Annotated in this window: 12 protein-coding genes; 2 read left to right on the top strand and 10 right to left on the bottom strand. The window is 70.3% G+C overall.

All coding sequences use genetic code 11. The features are described from left to right. Positions 1 to 539: 539 nt before the first annotated feature. Positions 540 to 1835: a peptidase inhibitor family I36 protein gene (locus ABH920_RS45530; RefSeq protein ID WP_370355592.1), complete on the top strand. Its 1296-nt coding sequence runs from the start codon at positions 540 to 542 to the stop codon at positions 1833 to 1835. Between the two features lie 44 nt (positions 1836 to 1879). Here the strand turns inward: ABH920_RS45530 and ABH920_RS45525 are convergent, their stop codons facing one another. The 4 genes from ABH920_RS45525 to ABH920_RS45510 form a co-directional block, all read right to left on the bottom strand. After that, the gene (locus ABH920_RS45525; RefSeq protein ID WP_370355591.1) at positions 1880 to 2326 is read right to left on the bottom strand and encodes a nuclear transport factor 2 family protein; all 447 of its coding nucleotides are present in this window, start codon (positions 2324 to 2326) and stop codon (positions 1880 to 1882) included. A gap of 93 nt (positions 2327 to 2419) precedes the next feature. Then, complete coding sequence (locus ABH920_RS45520) at positions 2420 to 3838, bottom strand: ATP-binding protein (protein WP_370355590.1); 1419 nt, start codon at positions 3836 to 3838, stop codon at positions 2420 to 2422. A gap of 112 nt (positions 3839 to 3950) precedes the next feature. Next, on the bottom strand, positions 3951 to 5531 hold the full coding sequence (locus ABH920_RS45515) for an ATP-dependent DNA ligase (protein WP_370355589.1): 1581 nt from the start codon (positions 5529 to 5531) through the stop codon (positions 3951 to 3953). Between the two features lie 42 nt (positions 5532 to 5573). Next, positions 5574 to 6236, bottom strand: coding sequence for a rhomboid-like protein (locus ABH920_RS45510; protein WP_370355588.1), 663 nt, complete (start codon positions 6234 to 6236; stop codon positions 5574 to 5576). Positions 6237 to 6317: 81 nt separating this feature from the next. Here ABH920_RS45510 and ABH920_RS45505 point away from each other — a divergent pair, with 81 nt between their 5' ends. Further along, on the top strand, positions 6318 to 7361 hold the full coding sequence (locus ABH920_RS45505; protein WP_370355587.1) for an NUDIX hydrolase: 1044 nt from the start codon (positions 6318 to 6320) through the stop codon (positions 7359 to 7361). Between the two features lie 158 nt (positions 7362 to 7519). Here ABH920_RS45505 and ABH920_RS45500 read toward each other — a convergent pair whose 3' ends face one another. The 6 genes from ABH920_RS45500 to ABH920_RS45475 all read right to left on the bottom strand — a co-directional run bounded on the left by ABH920_RS45500 (position 7520) and on the right by ABH920_RS45475 (position 15957). Beyond that, positions 7520 to 8551: a mannonate dehydratase gene (locus ABH920_RS45500; RefSeq protein WP_370355586.1), complete on the bottom strand. Its 1032-nt coding sequence runs from the start codon at positions 8549 to 8551 to the stop codon at positions 7520 to 7522. Between the two features lie 5 nt (positions 8552 to 8556). After that, positions 8557 to 9366: a glucose 1-dehydrogenase gene (locus ABH920_RS45495; RefSeq protein WP_370355585.1), complete on the bottom strand. Its 810-nt coding sequence runs from the start codon at positions 9364 to 9366 to the stop codon at positions 8557 to 8559. Positions 9367 to 9435: 69 nt separating this feature from the next. Beyond that, complete coding sequence (locus tag ABH920_RS45490) at positions 9436 to 10242, bottom strand: NAD-dependent epimerase/dehydratase family protein (RefSeq protein WP_370355584.1); 807 nt, start codon at positions 10240 to 10242, stop codon at positions 9436 to 9438. Next, positions 10239 to 14102 carry a hypothetical protein gene (locus tag ABH920_RS45485; RefSeq protein ID WP_370355583.1) on the bottom strand — a complete coding sequence of 1288 codons (3864 nt, stop codon included), beginning with the start codon at positions 14100 to 14102 and terminating at the stop codon, positions 10239 to 10241. Before ABH920_RS45485 ends, ABH920_RS45490 begins: the two co-directional genes overlap by 4 nt. Continuing rightward, positions 14099 to 15061: a carbohydrate ABC transporter permease gene (locus ABH920_RS45480; protein WP_370355582.1), complete on the bottom strand. Its 963-nt coding sequence runs from the start codon at positions 15059 to 15061 to the stop codon at positions 14099 to 14101. Before ABH920_RS45480 ends, ABH920_RS45485 begins: the two co-directional genes overlap by 4 nt. Further along, a complete protein-coding gene (locus tag ABH920_RS45475; protein ID WP_370355581.1) occupies positions 15058 to 15957 on the bottom strand; it encodes a carbohydrate ABC transporter permease in 900 nt (299 codons plus the stop codon). Before ABH920_RS45475 ends, ABH920_RS45480 begins: the two co-directional genes overlap by 4 nt. Positions 15958 to 16016: the final 59 nt, after the last annotated feature.

Here is a 16016-nt window from a genome sequence, read left to right as displayed (position 1 = left end):
CCTGGGCTATGGCAGTTGTCCCGCCGCAAGCGTCCGATGCTGCCTCAGGACGCGCAGGGCCCGGGCCCGAGGAAGGCGAAGTCTTGCGCATGCTCGCCAGCAGCGAGACCGGGGAGGACATGGCGTGCCGTCTCGGGGTGTCCACCTACACGATAGGCCGCAAGGCTTCCGAATTCGTGCGGCGCCTCGGCACGTGCAGACCTTTCCAGACGGGTGTGCGCGTGAGCGGGACCGGCTGGCTCGATCCGCGGCCGGAGACGTGCGCTCACGTACTGCAGGCGGTGGATCCGGTGGGCGCTGCCCGTGGGTAGCCGCGTGTCGGTGCTCTGACCAAGCAAGAGCTCCATGGCAGTGCCTGCCTATGACAGGCCGTCTCTGCTGTGCAATCAGAGCACTGCGATCATCGTGCAGCCCTGCAACACTACTGACTGTGTCAGTCACATCACAGGCTCTTGACGGCACGCTACCCCACGCGCAAGACGACCCCACGAAAGGACGACATGACACTCCCTCTTCATAAGAGAGTTGCCATCGCGGCCGTGGCCGTGCTCGCGGTGACCACCGTTACCACGGGGGCGATGGCCGGTACGGCGCAGGCGGCTTCGGGCGGTACGCGGTGGACGGAGAACCTGTCCCAGGTGCAGTCCTCCGACTTCAATGCCGCCTGGACCGGTAAGGCGCTCACCGTCAAGGACGCGCGCGTGCGCGCCACGACGTCCCACGACACGCGGGGCTACGCGCAGGACGTCCTGCCCGCGCACAGCCTCGCGAAGCCGGCGAACGAGGTCGCCGTGGCGCTGACTGCCAGTCGGCCGGCCGGTTCCGAGGCGCAGGTTGATGTTCGGGGCCTCGGTCTGAACGGCAAGTGGACGCAGTGGGTTTCCGCGGCGGCCACCGGTGTGACCCGGCTGTCGGAGTCGGTCGGCAAGGTCCAGGCGCGCATCACGCTCTGGGACAGTGCGCAGGGTGCTGCTCCGTCGGTCAGCAAGCTGTCGCTGAGTGCTGACGGTGGTGCCGTGCCCGCCGTGCCCCCGCGCCTCGCTCCCATGTCCGTCTCGTACCAGGTCTACGCCACGCGCGAGGGGCTGGTCGGGGGTACGACCGCGAACGGCCACGTGATTCAGCCCAGCGACCACTTCGTCGCGCTGCCGTCGGGCTCGGCGCTGTCGCCGAACGGCTCCAGCGACTACTCGGTCCAGGTCTGCGGGCCGAGCACCTGTGAGACCGCGCCGGTGTGGGACATCGGTCCGTGGAACACGCACGACGACTACTGGGACGCCAACCGTGCCGAGTTCACCGACCTGCCGCAGGGCACGCCGGAGGCGCAGGCGGCGTATCAGAACGGCTACAACGGTGGCCATGATGAGTTCGGGCGCTCGGTCTCCAACCCGGCGGGCATCGACCTCGCTGACGGCACTTTCTACAACATCGGCCTGAACGACAACGGCTATGTCACCGTGACCTACCTGTGGACCGGCGGCGGTGGCGGCAGCGGCCCGTCCGTCAGCGGTATGAGCCAGTGCGACACGTCCTCGAACGCCGACTGCTGGAACAGTGCGGCCGGCAACGGTTCTGATTGCCACAGCGGCCACTTCTGCATCTACACCGGCACCGGCTACACCGGCACTGTGTTTTCCTTCTACCACTGCCAGTACAACGGCGGCGACTGGGCCCTGCAGAACTGGGTCGCGGCAGGGTCCTACATCAACGACAACTCCGGTGGGACCGACGCCTACACCAAGGACCAGAACCACAACGTGATCACGGCATCCGCGCCAGGTGACTCCAACACGAACTACGACTTCAACCCGGTCTACTACGTGCAAGCATGCTGATTCGCTAGACCGTAGGGACAAGGCGGCATAGGGACGTGCGCCGGTCACGCGACCAGCGCACGCTCCCAATGCTGCGTGTCCGCGTATTCGCGCATGGCGACGATCCTGTCGTCGCGGACGACGAACACCCCGATGTTCTTCTCGTGGTACGGCCGGCCGGTCTTTCCCGTGGCCCACGAATCCCACTCGACCAGCACCTGCTCGCCTTCGCCGAAGACGTTCGTGACCTTCAACCCGATCTCCTTCTCCGGGTCCAGGTGCGCGAAGGCGGTCTTGAGGCGGCCGTCGATGACCTGGTCGCGGCCCTGCCACGTGCCGGAGATCGGCAGGTCGCCGCCGTACCAGACCGAGCCGTCCTCGGCCCAGCAGCCGCGGATGGTGTCCTGGTCGCCGTCGGCGAGGGCGGTGAAGTAGCGGAGGACGAGCTGCTGTGAAGGAGAAGGAGAGGCAGAAGGAAGGGGAGAAGGAGAGGCAGAAGTAGATATGTTCATGCCTTCAGTCCAGCGCAATCGGCTGCGCCGACCAAGGCGCACTCCGCTCTCGTATCCATCAAGGATCGTGATCGTGCGACCACCAGCGAGCTGTCAGCCCTGCCAGGGCGTCAACAAATCCTCCGGCCCGAACACCGCATCCAGCCCCTTCGCCGCCGCGCCGGTCCGCGACACCGCAAGCAGCGGCACCGGATCGGACGTCACGCGGTCCCGATGCCGTTGCAGCGCAAGGAGATCGCGCGCGTCGAAGGGGGAGTGGTCGAGCCACTTGATGGAGCCCAGGAACAGTAGCCGCCGCGCGACGGGCCCGCGGTCGGCGCCGACGATGTCGATCTCGACGTCGTTGCTGCGCGTCCAGTAGCCGCCCACGACCGGCGCCGCCGGCAGTCCTGCGGCCGACAGCAGACGCGCCAGGCTCTCGCGTACCAACGGCTCCACGGCGCGGCCCCGCCAGCTCGGCCAGCCGGTGCGGATGCGGTCGAGGGTGAGGTCGGAGCGCATGCGGTTGATCTCGGCCAGGTGCGGGGCCAGGAAACGGAACCAGAAGCGCAGGTACGAGTCGGTGATGCGGTAGCGCCGTTCCTTCGACGGCGCCAGCGACACCGGCAGCTCGGCGGCGACCACGCGCTTGTCGGTCAGGACTTCGGTGGCGCGGGTCAAGGTCGAGTGCGCGATGCCGCCCGCGGTGCGGGCGATGTTCGTGAACGTGCGCTCGCCGGAGCCGATCGCGGCCAGCACGGCACGGGCCTGCGCCTGGTCCGGGAACTCGGCGGCCAGCGACAGCTGCGCGGAGGCGGTCAGGGGGCTGAAGGGGTCGGCCAGTTCCCGGGTGAGGAACGCCCACATGTCCTCGCCGGGCCGCCAGCGTGCGCAGATCATCGGCAGTCCGCCGGTTATCAACGCGGCGTCGAAGGCGTCGGCGTCGCTCAGGCCGGTCATGGCGGCGACGTCGGCGGGGTTGAGGGGCCCGATCGGCAGTTCGGTGCCGCGCTGATGGAAGGGCCGGCCGTAGGAGGTGAGGGCCTCCATCATCGACAGGTCCGAGCCGATGAGCAGCAGGAGCACGGGTTTGCGGGACAGCTCGCGGTCCCAGGCGCGCTGGAGCACGCTCTCGAACGCGCCCTGCTCGTCCATCAGGTACGGAACCTCGTCGAGCACGACCACCGAGGGCCGGTCGTCGGGCAGGATTCCGGCCAGCTGCCGGAACGCGGCGGCCCAGTTGCCGGGGGTGGCGTCGCCGAAGACGTCGGCTTCGGGCAGGTCGGAGGTGCTGACCGCGCGCACGAACTCGGCCAGCGGTTCCTCGCCGATGCCGATTTCCGCGGTGTAGTAGACGTGCGGCACGCCGGCGCCGCCCACGAACTCCTCGACCAGCGCCGACTTGCCGATCCGGCGGCGTCCGCGCAGGACCAGGCAGCGGCCCGCCGGGCCTGCCGCGTCACCGGCGCTGACCTGGGATAGGACCTGGTTGAGGGCGGCCAGTTCGCGTCTTCGGCCCACGAAACGGGTCATGGCGGCTCCTGCGGTGCGTCCAGTCGTCGATCCGGATACTTTCGATCAGGATACTATCGCTGGCGCTACTATTGGAACTATTCGAGGAGCTGGGGAGAAGAAGCTGGAGAAGTTATTGGGCGGCTTGCCCGATCGCCCGCACCGCGTCGATCGTGTCAGCGTCCTGAGCCCGCTTGTCTTCCCGGTACCGCACCACCCGCGCGAATCGCAGTGTGACGCCGCCGGGGTAGCGCGAACTGCGCTGCACCCCGTCGAAGGCCACCTCGACGACCAGCTCCGGCCGCACGCGCACGGTCCAGTCGTCGGCGGACGTCTGCAACGCGCGCAGCCGCTCGGTCTGCCAGGCGAGCAGTTCGTCGGTCATGCCCTTGAACGTCTTGCCCAGCATCACGAACTCGCCGCTCTCCGGGTCGCGCGCGGCCAGATGCAGGTTGCTCAGCCATCCGCTGCGGCGGCCGTGGCCCCACTCCGCGGCGACGACCACCAGGTCGAGGGTGTGGACCGGCTTGACCTTCAGCCATCCCGAGCCGCGGCGGCCGGCGGTGTAGAGCGCGTCGAGGGACTTCACGACGACGCCTTCGTGGCCGCGGTCCAGGGCGTCCTTTGCGAACGCCTCCGCGGCCTGCGGGTCGTCGGTGACCAGGCGCGGCGCCAGCGCGTCCGGCGGGGCGATCGAGGCGAGCAGGTCCGAGCGCTCGTGGGAGGGCAGGTCGATCAGGTCGCGGCCGTCGAGGTGCAGGAGGTCGAAGAGGAAGACGGTCAGCGGGATCTGCTCGCGGAGCTTGGCGACGTCGCGGCGGCTGCCGGTGCGGCTCGCGGTCTCCTGGAACGGCCGGGGGCGGCCGTCGGGGGCCAGGGCCAGTGCTTCGCCGTCCAGGACGGCCGTGGTCACCGGGAGCGCACGGGCCAGTTCGACCACCTCCGGCAGCCGGTCGGTGATGTCGTCCAGGCTGCGGGTGAAGACCTGGACGCGGTCGCCGTCGCGGTGGATCTGGACCCTGATTCCGTCGAGTTTCCACTCCAGGGCCGCCGGGGCGGCCTTCTGCAGGGCCGTGGGGACGTCTTCCGCCGTCCCGGCCAGCATCGGCTGGATCGGACGCCCGACGACCAGACCGACCTCGCGCAGCCCCGGCACGCCGTCCCGGAGCGCGGTCCGCGCGGCCGCCGCCAGATCGCCGCCGAACATCGCCGCGCGCCGCACCTCGGCCGCCGGGACCTCCGCGGCCTTGGCGACCGCGTCGGCCATGACGCCGTCCAGCGCCCCCTGCCGCAGCTCGCCGGTGAGGAGGCGGCGGAGGAAGGACTGCTCCTCGGCGGTGGCGCGGGCGAACAGCGCCGTCAGGAGCTCGCGGCGGCGCGCCTGCGAACCGGCGCCGGACGTGCCGCCGACCTCGTCGAGGATCCGGTCGACCTCGGCGACCTCCAGCTCGCCGGCCCCGGCCGCATTCCCGGCAGCAGCCCCGGCGGCAGCCCCGGCGCCGACCCCGGCCACCGGCGCGGGCAGGTCGCGCAGCGTCGCCCAGCCGACGCCGATCTGCCGCTGCGGCAGCTCGCCGGACAGGTAGTGGACGGCGACCGTGATCTCCTCGGGCCCGGCCGTCCGCAGCCGCTCGGCGAGCAGCGCGATCTTGGCCGAGCGGGCTGAGGTCTCGGCGACCGCCGCGGACGTGGTCGCCAGATCGAGCAAGCGCATGGGGTCCATGCTCCGCCACGGCACTGACAGGGGCGAGCGGAGTCATCCAGAAGATGTGGCACGTCGCAGCAGGAAGTACCCCGCCGCCAGCCCGAAAGCCGCCGCCGTCTCGTGTCCGATCGTCGCGAAGTTCGGCAGCAACCCGAACCACTGCGCGCTGACGAACGGGTACGCGAACACCCCCGCCACCCACGGCAGCCGCGCCGCCCTCGGCACCAGCGGTGTCACCGCCGCGGCGATCGCCAGCACGCCGTAGCTGATCCCGTAGTCGTAGCCGTCCCACCACTTCGCGGGGTAGCGGCCGGAGTGGATCGCGGCGGCGGCGACGCTGGTGGTGACGGCGGTGGCGATGGTGTTCGCCAGGAGGAAGACGGCGGCGGTGCGCGCTGCGCCGAGGCGGCGTTCGAGTGCGGCCATGCAGACGCCGACGCCGCCTGCGATGATCAGAAGGTGGGAGAGCAGGCCGCTGTCGGTGGCCGCGACCAAGGGGCTGGCCAGCAGGACCGTCAGTGGGGCGTGTGCCATGTTGTGCGGGTTGGTGCTGATCGTGATCTTCAGGTGGTCTGCGGCCGGGCCGGTGAGGATCTTCGTCAGGAGCAGCAGGCCGGCGAGGATGACCAGGAGATACGCGAACGTCATGGGGTTGCGGCGCGGGTAGGCACGTGCCGCCCGGACCAGCGCTCGGACCGCGCTGTCGATCGCCATGCACCGAGCTTGGCAGAAACGCCTCGGCCGGTGCCGGATCACCGGTGACAATGGGGGTTCCGAGCCGAGGATGGAGGACCGATGGACGCCGAGGAACATCCCGAGGAACAGCCGCACATCACCTGGCACGAGGCGCCGGTCCCGCCGGGCATGCCGGTCGTGCAGGCCTACGTCTGGGCGCTCGACCCCGACGACGGCCGCGTCCTGATCCAGGACCGCGGTCCGCAGCACCCGCGCCGCTACACGCTCCCCGGCGGCCGCCCGGAGCCGGAGGACGGCGGGGATCCGCTGAAGACCGCCGCCCGCGAGGCGATGGAGGAGTCCCAGATCCGGATCGACACCGAGCGGGCCGTCTATCTGGGCCATCAAGTCGTCACCTGGCTGGCCAAGCGCCCCGAACCGTATGCCCAACTCCGTTACGCCGCGCCGATCATCGCGTACGAGCCCATCGGACCCGACCCCGACAACGGGCGCACCAACCGCCGCTTCATGACCGGTCTGGCGCGTGCGCCGGAGCTCCTGCACTGGCACGAGACCGGCGCGGCCCAGGCGAAGGCGGCGTTACGGGCCGGGGAGGAGCTCGGCCTCCCGGTCGACGACCCCTCGCCGGAGGGGTACCGGGACGGTGAGAAGGATCGCTACCTCGTCTGCCACGACTACGGCATGGGCGGCCTGTGGTGGTGGGTCACGGCCCGCAGTGCCAAGGAGATCAAGGAGCGGGTCGCGGACGTCGTCGTCGTGACGGCGAGCGAGACCATCAGCCGGGTCGCGGACTGGAAGCTGATGGAGATCGACATCGACGCTTCCGGCGAGAACCCGTTGACCGGCTTCAAGGCCACCCGGGACGAGCAGCGCGGCCAGCCGGGCTTCGGCGCGCTCGTCGGCCGCGGCACGGTCTACGTCCGCCAGCCCTGGGAGGAGGACGTCTATCTCCTGGAACTCCGGGAGGACGGCTACCGCACCCGCCAGGTCGTCGAGCACGCCGACGGCTCCCGCGAGAAGATCGGGGAGTGGCCCGTCAACCCGCCCTACGACCTCTACGACCCGGTCCTGGGCCGGGCCGAGGTGGACCGCGCCGTCTTCGAGGCCGCGTGGGACAAGGCGGAACCGGAAACAGAAAACTGATAAGCGTGTTCGAACTACAGGTGGCCCTGGTATAGATACAGCGGCGACCGGACGCCGTCCAGCCCGAGGGCGACGTCCGGGAACCACTTGCCGGGAAGCTGCCGGGAACCACTTGCCGGCAACCTGCCGCGAACGTGCCGGGAGTCGCGACGCAGGCCCTAACCCCCGATGCCCAGCGCATCGACGATCCCTGAGATGTACCCCAACTCGTGCGCCCGCCCCCGGCTGCAATAGGCGTCCGACGACGTGTCGCCCCACGTCGCCACGTCCCCGACCATGGCGGGAACGTGGTCGTCGATGACGAACCCGTCGAACCCGGCCTTGTGCAGCCGCCGCAGGATGCTCGGCGGATGGAAGTTCCCCTCGCCGAGGAAGCACTCCGCGAACGCCGGCACCGTCCCGCGCACGTCCCGGAAGTGCACGTAGGCGATGTGTCCGCTCGGCGCCAGCAGGTCGATGACCTCCGTGACGTTCGCCGCCCCGGCCATCGCCGACACCGACCCCGTGCACAGCGTCAGCCCCCACGCGCGGCTCCCGCGCGCCCGGTCCCGTGCCTCGGCCAGCGCCGCCGGGGACGTGAAGATCCGCGCCGCGCCGCCCAACGGCTCGGCGACCGGCGGATCATCAGGGTGCAGACTCAGCCGGACTCCGACCTCCTCGGCGACCGGCAGCACCGCGTCGAGAAAATACTGGTAGTTGGCCCACATGTCGTCGACACTCAGCAAAGGATCGATCGGCTCTTCCGGCGTCAGCTTGTACGCCGCCAGCGCGTTCCCGGCGCCCGCGTCGGCCAGATCGAACGACGTCACCTGCGTCCCACCGCGCCCCGGCGCGTCCATCGACGTCCGCCACACATACGTCGGCATCCAGTGGTGCCCCAGGATCGGGATGCCGGCGGCGGCCATGTTCCGAATCGTCCGCCGGTAGTTCTCGATCTGCTCGTCCCGGCCCGGCGCCCCGCGCTGGATCAGCGCGAAGTGCGCGGCCGGCACGTTCTCCAGCCCCTCCAACCGCAGCCCGTCGCCCTCGATCCGCTCTCGCAGAGCCTTGAGTTCCGCCTCGGACCAGAACCCTTCAGCGCCAACGAGATTGCTCGGCGTGTGGAGCTGCACACTCCGCAATCCCAGCTGATGCGCGAACCGCGCCGTCCGCTCGTCGTACTCGTCGACGTGCCCCACCGCCACCCGCATCGGCGCTACTCCCCGTCGTCCGGCAGCGCGACGGCCAGCGACGCGAGCAGTCCGCCGTCCACGCGGATGTCGGCGCCGGTCACGAACCCGGCGCGGCGCCCCGCCAGGAACGCCACCACCTCCGCGACCTCCAGTGGCTGCGCGATCCGGCCCAGCGGATGCGCGCGCCCCCACTGGGCCAGCAGCGCGTCGACGCCAGCCGGCGTCCCGTCGCTGAACAGCCGCGCCGAGTGCCGCAGCATCGGGGTGTCGACCGACCCCGGGCACACGGCGTTCACCCGCACCCCGTACGGCGCCTCGTCGATCGCCATCGACCGCACCAGCGCTCCCAACGCGCCCTTGCCCGCCGTGTACGCCGCGACGTTCGCCTGCGTCGCCACCGCCTGCACCGACGACACCACCACGATCGCCCCGTCCCCGGAGCGCCGCAGGTACGGCAGCGCGGCGCGGGCCGCCAGGAACACCCCCTTGACGTTGACCGCGAAGACCTCGTCCCAGGTCTTCTCCTCGGTGTCGGCGACGGTCCCGTACCGCTGGATGCCCGCCGAGGTGACCAGCACGTCCAGCCGGCCGAAGGCGGCGACGGTCGCCTCGACCGCCGCCGCGAGCGCCGAGGCGTCACAGACGTCTGCGATCACCGGGATGGCCTGCCCGCCGGCCGCGGCGATCGCCTCGACGGTCTCGGCCGCGTCGCCCTCCCGCAGCCCGTTGACCGCCACCGCGGCCCCGGCGGCGGCGAGCAGCTCGGCCGTGGCCCGGCCGATCCCGCTCGCCCCGCCGGTGACCAGGGCGACCCGCCCCGCGTGCTCTTCCACAGTCGTTCGTCCTTTCCAGGTCCCCCCGGACACGCGCCGAGGGGAGTCAGAAGCCGCCGGATGACCCGATCACCCCAGCGGCATGGCGCAGAAACCGCCGCCGGCCCGGTGCAGCGCCGAGGCCGACCAGTCGAAGGACTCAAGGTCGGGGATGCTGGCCACGAAGCGTTCGGCGTCGTCCTCGGGGTGGTAGCCGATGGCCGCGCCCTCGGCCAGGGAGAACCAGCCCCGGGTGTTCGCCGAGATGCCCCACAACACACGGAAGGCGGCCGGGGCCGGCGCGGCCAGGCACGCCTCGACCAGGCGCGCGCCGTCCCCGTGTGAGATCCACACCGCGAGGTCGATGATCGACCGGGGCTCGGGACGGTAGGCACCGAGTCGCAGACAACTGACATCGATCCCGAAGCGGTCGTGGTACAGGCTGCCCAGCGCCTCCACCGCCGCCTTGCTGACGCCGTAGTACGTGTCCGGGCGCGGGCTGACGCCGGCCGGCAGCAGTCCGTCCGGCCCGACGTCGTCGCGCGTCCAGAATCCGGCGGCGTGGATGCTCGACGCCAGTACGGCCCGCGGTACCCCCTGCTGTACCACGGCGTCCAGTACGGTCCGGGTGCCCTCGACGTTCACCTCGGCCAGCTCTTCCCAGGTCCCCTCGCCGGGTTTGCCGCCGAGGTGTACCACGGCGTCCACGCCGGCGCAGGCCTCGGCGAGCGCTTCCGGGTCGGTGATGGAGGCCTTCACGATCTCCGCCCCGTCGTCGCCGGGCGGCACCGGGTTGACGTCCAGCAGCCGCAGTACCCGTCCGGGCCGCGCCAGCAGTGGACGCAGCGCACTGCCGACACGTCCGGCCGCGCCGGTGATCAGGATCCGTTCGCTCACAACGCCTCCCCATAGGATTCGGGGACGATCGGGTCCGGCGTGTAGGGAGGTTGGTTGTACGTGTGCTGACGCCGGAAGCCCTTGATCGGGGGCTCCCAGAACCGCGGGCTCGCGGCGTCGGTGTCGATCGGGGTGGACTCCGGACCGATGCCGTTGCCGTTCTCGGCGGCGACGGCGTACTCGTAGACGCGGTCCGTGTCCGGTTCGGTGTCCCGGAACTCGAACGCCAGCCCTGCGAACACCTCCCGATAGCCGAGATCGCCCTTCAACCGACGGTACAAGCGGTAGCGCGAAGCACCAAGGACCTCGCCCCAGGAAGCGTCGACGTACTCGCCGCCGAGATGGAGCCGCAGGCCGTCCGGCGCCGGTGGCCGCTTGTCGTCGACGTAGACCGGATAGTCCGGGCCGGGATCGCTGATCTGGTCGGCGTTGGTGGCGACCACGCGGACGTGGTACTTCGTGCCGTTGTCCAGGCCGTGCAAGGTGAAAGGGCTTTGCCGGGCCGCACCGGAGGTCTCCCAGTGTGTGCCGCCGTCCCTCGACAGCTGGATGACGTAGGACTCCGCGGCCGGCACCTCTTCGAACTCCACGACCGCGCTCTCGCTGCTGTTCGCTGTGCGCAGTACGCGCGGCGGGAGCGGACGCGGCAGTCCGTGGGCGAACTCCAGCAGGTGTCGGCCGCCGGGCAGGGCGATCACCTGCTCGGTGTCGCTCCGCCGGATCGTCATCGGCGGGTTGCCGTCGACGAATACCGTTCCGGTGCCGAAGCCGGACGCGATTCTCAGTGTCGCGGTGGTGTATTCGCGGGCGAAGTAGACCCCTGAGATGTGCGCGGGGTCGTCGAACTCCAGACTGATGCCCAGATCTGGGTCGTCGGTCATGAGCAGCACGTCCCCGGCGCCGATCACGCTGCCGTGGAACAGGGCCAGCCGAGTGCTGCCGTCGTCGCCGACCCGGATGGCGCCGACGGTGCCGGTGAAGCGCAGGCCGTCGGCCGCGTAGTCGACCTCGCCGGCGGTGCCGTCGGCGCGGAACACGTGGTCCACACCGTGCGGCCCGCGGATCCTGGCACCCCACGGCCGCGCGTCGGCGGCCACGTCGCTGCGGTGGCTGACCACCGCCAGCACGTCGGTGTCCGTGCCCTCCCAGCGTCGGATCTGCGAGGTGGAGGTGCGGATCTCGTCCACGAACGGGACGTCGCTGAGCATGTGCACGGCCGGCATCCGGTCCGGCAGCTCGGCGAAGCTGTTCGCGTCGTGGCCGGTCGCGGCGGCCAGCGTGGACCAGGTCCACACCATGCGCTGCTTCGGGGCGAAGGCGTCGTGGACCGCGATGTAGTCCGAGCCCATCAGCAGGACACTGCGACTCCTGTACTCCTTGGCGACCGGACCCTTGGGATGCGGCACGATCTCCGCGTACTGGGCCCAGCCCAGGTCGTAGAAGGGCCGCGAGAGCACGTTCTGCCCGATCGCGCGGAACGCGCCGTCCTTCCACACCGCGCACGACGTGGCGAACGTCCCGTCCGGTACCCGGCGGTCGCCGGCGTCCTCGGGGCCGTGGCCGCTCCAGGCGCGGCCGTCGGCGTAGTAGTAGATGTGGCCCGAGCCGTTGTCGTCGGCGATGCCCCAGCGGTAGTTCGGGCCGTGGTCGACCTGTTGCAGGAAGACCGCGACTTCGGACTCCTCGCAGACGTCGGCGCGCAGCGTGATGCCGTAGCCGGTGTACTTGGAGCTGCGAAGCCGTGGATTCGTACCGGTATTCCCGGCTGTCTCCACCAACGGCCGCCACGGGTCCGGCATCCCGGGTCGGACGTCCAGGCCCTTCGCGGTCTCGTCGCTGCCCCAGATCAGATGCTCGGCGACTAAGGGTTCGTAGTTGCGTAGCGTCTCCGCGAGGCGGCGCAGCTCGATGGGGGAGCGGCGGGGCCAGAAGGCGTGCGCACCCTGCGCCGGATGCATGCGCAGCGGGCCTTCGGGGGTGGCGATCGGCGTGGTGAGCGCGTCGACCAGCCAGCGGCCGAGCGCGGCGTACTCCGGTGTGGTCAGCCGGTTGCGGCCGTCGGCGCGGCGGGCCAGGGCGTTGCCGAGGGTCATCGGACGGAGGAAGGCCCAGGTGTAGGTGGCGATGCTCTCGGTCCACCGGCCGCCGGCGGCCTGGTACCCGGTCAGCGCCGGGCGGGTGAACGTCCGCCCCAGCAGCTCGGCCACCTTCTCGAAGCGGTCCTTCCAGGCCGGGGCGTCCGCGTGGTCCGGGAAGGCCCAGGCCAGGGCGCCGAGCGCGGCGACGCCGTCGGCGTGGAAGTTGGGGTGGCCGCCGAACATGCGCAGCAGCGGCGTCATCTCCTCGTTGGCCGAGACGTACGCGCAGAGCAGCAGCAGGGCCTCGACCCGGCGCCGGTCCTCGGGGCTCAGCGACTCGCGGTGGCGGTCGTAGCCGTCGAGGAAGCGGTCGTAGAGCGGGCGTTGCAGGATATTGAGATAGCCGCCGACCTCGTTGACGCCCCGGGCGATCAGGCGCGGGCCCTCGTCGCCGGCGAAGAACGCCTTCAGGAAGTCGTCGGCGGAGGCGAACTCGCCCTCGGTCGCGATCGGGTCGGGCCGGGAGCCGGTGTACTCCAGCTGCCAGTCCTTCACGCGGTCCAGGCTGAGCGTGCCCTGCCAGTGGTGCAGGTCGCGGGCGTAGCTGGACTGGTAGTGCGCGTCGTTGCTCTCAAGGTCCCGGGCATGGTCGTAGAAGGCGATGCCGGTAGCGCGGGTGCCGGGGCGCAGTGGCCAGGTCCAGTGCAGGACGCCGTCGGTGTGGCGGAAGTGGAGCTGGAGCCGGTCCGAGGAGGCCCACAGCGCGTAGAGGCGGTCGTCCCACTGCGCGTGGTCGCGGATGAAGACGCCGCACGCGTCGCCGGAGCGCTCATCCCAGAAAGCGGCGTGCGGCCGGATGTCCCAGGCGAAGCTCGGGGCGTAGGGCCCGACGGTGAACATCATGTCCACGCTCGGGTCCTCGGTGCCGCCGGGCCCGGAGAAGTTCGGGTCCTCGCCGCCGCCTCCGAGGACGATCGGGTCGTCGATGCCGAGCCAGGCGCGGCCCTGCTCGTGCGGCCAGGCGGAGGAGAAGCGGTGAGTGGGGAACACGCCGGTCCAGGTCATGTCCAAGGTCGCGTCGAGGCCGTCGGACATGGTTTCGGAGAGCTCGACGAAGTCGCAGCCGGACAGCGCGCGGATGACGGCGGTGTAGTGCGCGCCGCCCGAGAAGGAATACAAGACTTCGCAATCCACGAACAAAGGCCCGGCTTCCAGCACCCGGCTCTCGATCCGCTCGACCGAACCGGAAACCGGGTCGGCGCCCGAGACGATGCCGGAGCCCGAGCCCGAGTCCTTCGTTGCGGCCGGGACGGTGATGGTGGAGGTTCCGATCCAGCCGGAGCCCCGGTCGAAGTGGGTGATGGGACCGGGTGCGGTGCCATCGGCCGACAGCCTGGCGGGAAGGCGCACTCGCAGTGCGCCGCTGTCGAGGGTGATGTCGTCGTCGGTCGAGGCCACCGTGACCGCGGCCGCCTGTGCGCGAGGCAGAGCCGCGTCCGCCGACAGCGTGAACCGGTGGCTCTGCCCGGGTCCCAGCTCCGCGAAGAAGCAGACCGTCGCAGTGGCCAGATACCCGTCCGACTCGGTGGACTCCGTCAGCTGAAAGGGGATCGGCGCACCGTTCCCATCCACCAGCCGCAGATCCTCAGCCCGCACCGAAGCTGTCTCCCACCGCACCGGATACCGCACCAGCGTCCGCGGCCACGCGAATTCCGGATGGTCGATCAGGTCGCGCAGGACGAACTCCACCTGCTCGTCCCGCGCTCCCCAGACCCTGCTCATTCGTCCCCCTGCTCGGCGGCGGCCTTGGCCACGCCCTGCGTCCCGAACGCCGCGCCCCCGGCGACGCCCTCGACCAGGAAGCGCTGCAGCAGGATGAACAGCAACAGGATCGGCGCGGCCACGATGAACGTCCCGGCGGCGATCAGCGGCCAGTTCTGCGTGTTCTCGCCGAAGAACGAGTACAGCCCGCGGGTCACCGGCCACAGCGTCTTGTCGGAGAGCATCACCAGCGGCAGGATCAGGTTGTTCCAGGCGCCGACGAAGCCGAAGATCGCGAAGGTCGCCAGGGCCGGCTTCATCTGCGGGATGATGATCCTGAAGATGAAGCGGATGTAGCCGCAGCCATCCAGCGCCGCCGCCTCGTCGATCTCGCGCGGGATGCCCTTGATGTAGCCGACGAAGAAGAAGAACCCGGCCCCCGACAGGCTGACCATCAGCAGATAGCCGGGCATCGAGTTGTACAGGTGCAGCGCGCGGGCCTCGATGAACAGCGGGATCAGGCCGCCGGGCAGGAACCCGGAGAAGATGAAGAAGCTGTACAGCACGTTGGAGTGCCGGAACCAGCCGCGCGAGATCGGGAACGCCAGGAACACGCCGAGCGTCAGCGTGATCGTCACCGGGATGACCGCGTAGATCAGACTGTTGATCATCTCGCGTCCGAAGTCGCCGGCGCTCCATGCGTCCCCGAAGTTCTGCTTGGTCCACGGATGCGGACTGCCGGTCGGGTCCTGCAGGAAGCCGGTGAACGTCTTGAACGACTGCAGGAACAGGTAGACCAGCGGCGCCGCGAACACGAACGCCGCGATCACGAAGCACAGCAGCTGCCGGCCGCTGGCGCGGGCCAGGCGCGAGGCGCGGGAGGGGACGTCCAGGGCGCCCTTGGCGCCGGAGGACCCGGACGCTCCCGGCGTGTCCGGACCCTGATCCGCGACCGCCGCCACCGTCGTCGTGCCGCTCACAGCTGGATCTCCCTGCGCCGCAGCCCGAACAGCAGCCCGCCGCCGATCACCAGCGTCAGCCCGAACTGCAGGATCGCGAGCATCGAGCCGTACCCCAGCTGGCTGTTGCCGCCGAACGCGGAGTCGTACATGTAGAGCCCCAGGGTCTTGGTGCCGAAGTTGCCGCCGGTCAGGACCAGGATCAGCGCGTACTCGCCGAGGGTGCCCATGGCGGTGAGGAAGACGTTGACGGTGGTCGCCGGGGCCAGCAGGGGCCAGGTGACGTGCCGGAACACCCGCCACTTGCCGGCGCCGTCCAGGGCCGCGGCCTCGTAGACCGGCTTCGGGATGTTCCGCAGTCCGGCGATGTAGATCAGCATCGAGTAGCCGGAGAACATCCAGATGTTCACCAGCATCACCAGGGGCAGGGCCAGGCTGTTGTCGCCGAGGAAGGCCGAAGTGCTGTGGAAGATGCCGTGCCAGACGTTCTCGGCCGGTCCCATGACCGGGTCCAGGATCAGCGCGAAGATGGTGCCCACGACCGCGACCGAGAAGATCTGCGGCATGAAGATCAGCGCGCGGTAGAAGGTGTACGAGCGGCCCGGCCGGTTCAGCAGCATCGCCAGGCCCAGGCCGACCGCCGTCTGCAGGATCGTGACGCCGGCCACGTAGATCAGCGTCGTCTTGATCGCCGGCCAGACCTCGCCGGACAGCGCGGTGAACGCGGTGGTGTAGTTGCAGAATCCGCAGTAGTTCAGCGGCGTGCCGGGCAGGCCCGAGTATCGCGTGAACGAGTACCCGATGGTGGCCACCGACGGGTAGAGCCCGAACAGCAGCCACCCGATCCCCGGGATCGCGATGCTGGCCCAGGGGATGAACCGTCTGGTGCGTGAGGTTCCGAAGGGACAGCGTGACACGCCGCCTCCTCTCAACGGTGCTGGTGTGGTCCCGCCGACCTCGGCGGGACCACAGGGAG

Origin of the sequence: Catenulispora sp. EB89, from assembly GCF_041261445.1 — a bacterium.
Taxonomy (GTDB): domain Bacteria; phylum Actinomycetota; class Actinomycetes; order Streptomycetales; family Catenulisporaceae; genus Catenulispora.
Note: the sequence above shows the minus strand (reverse complement) of the source record. Positions and strands in the feature narration are given on the sequence as shown.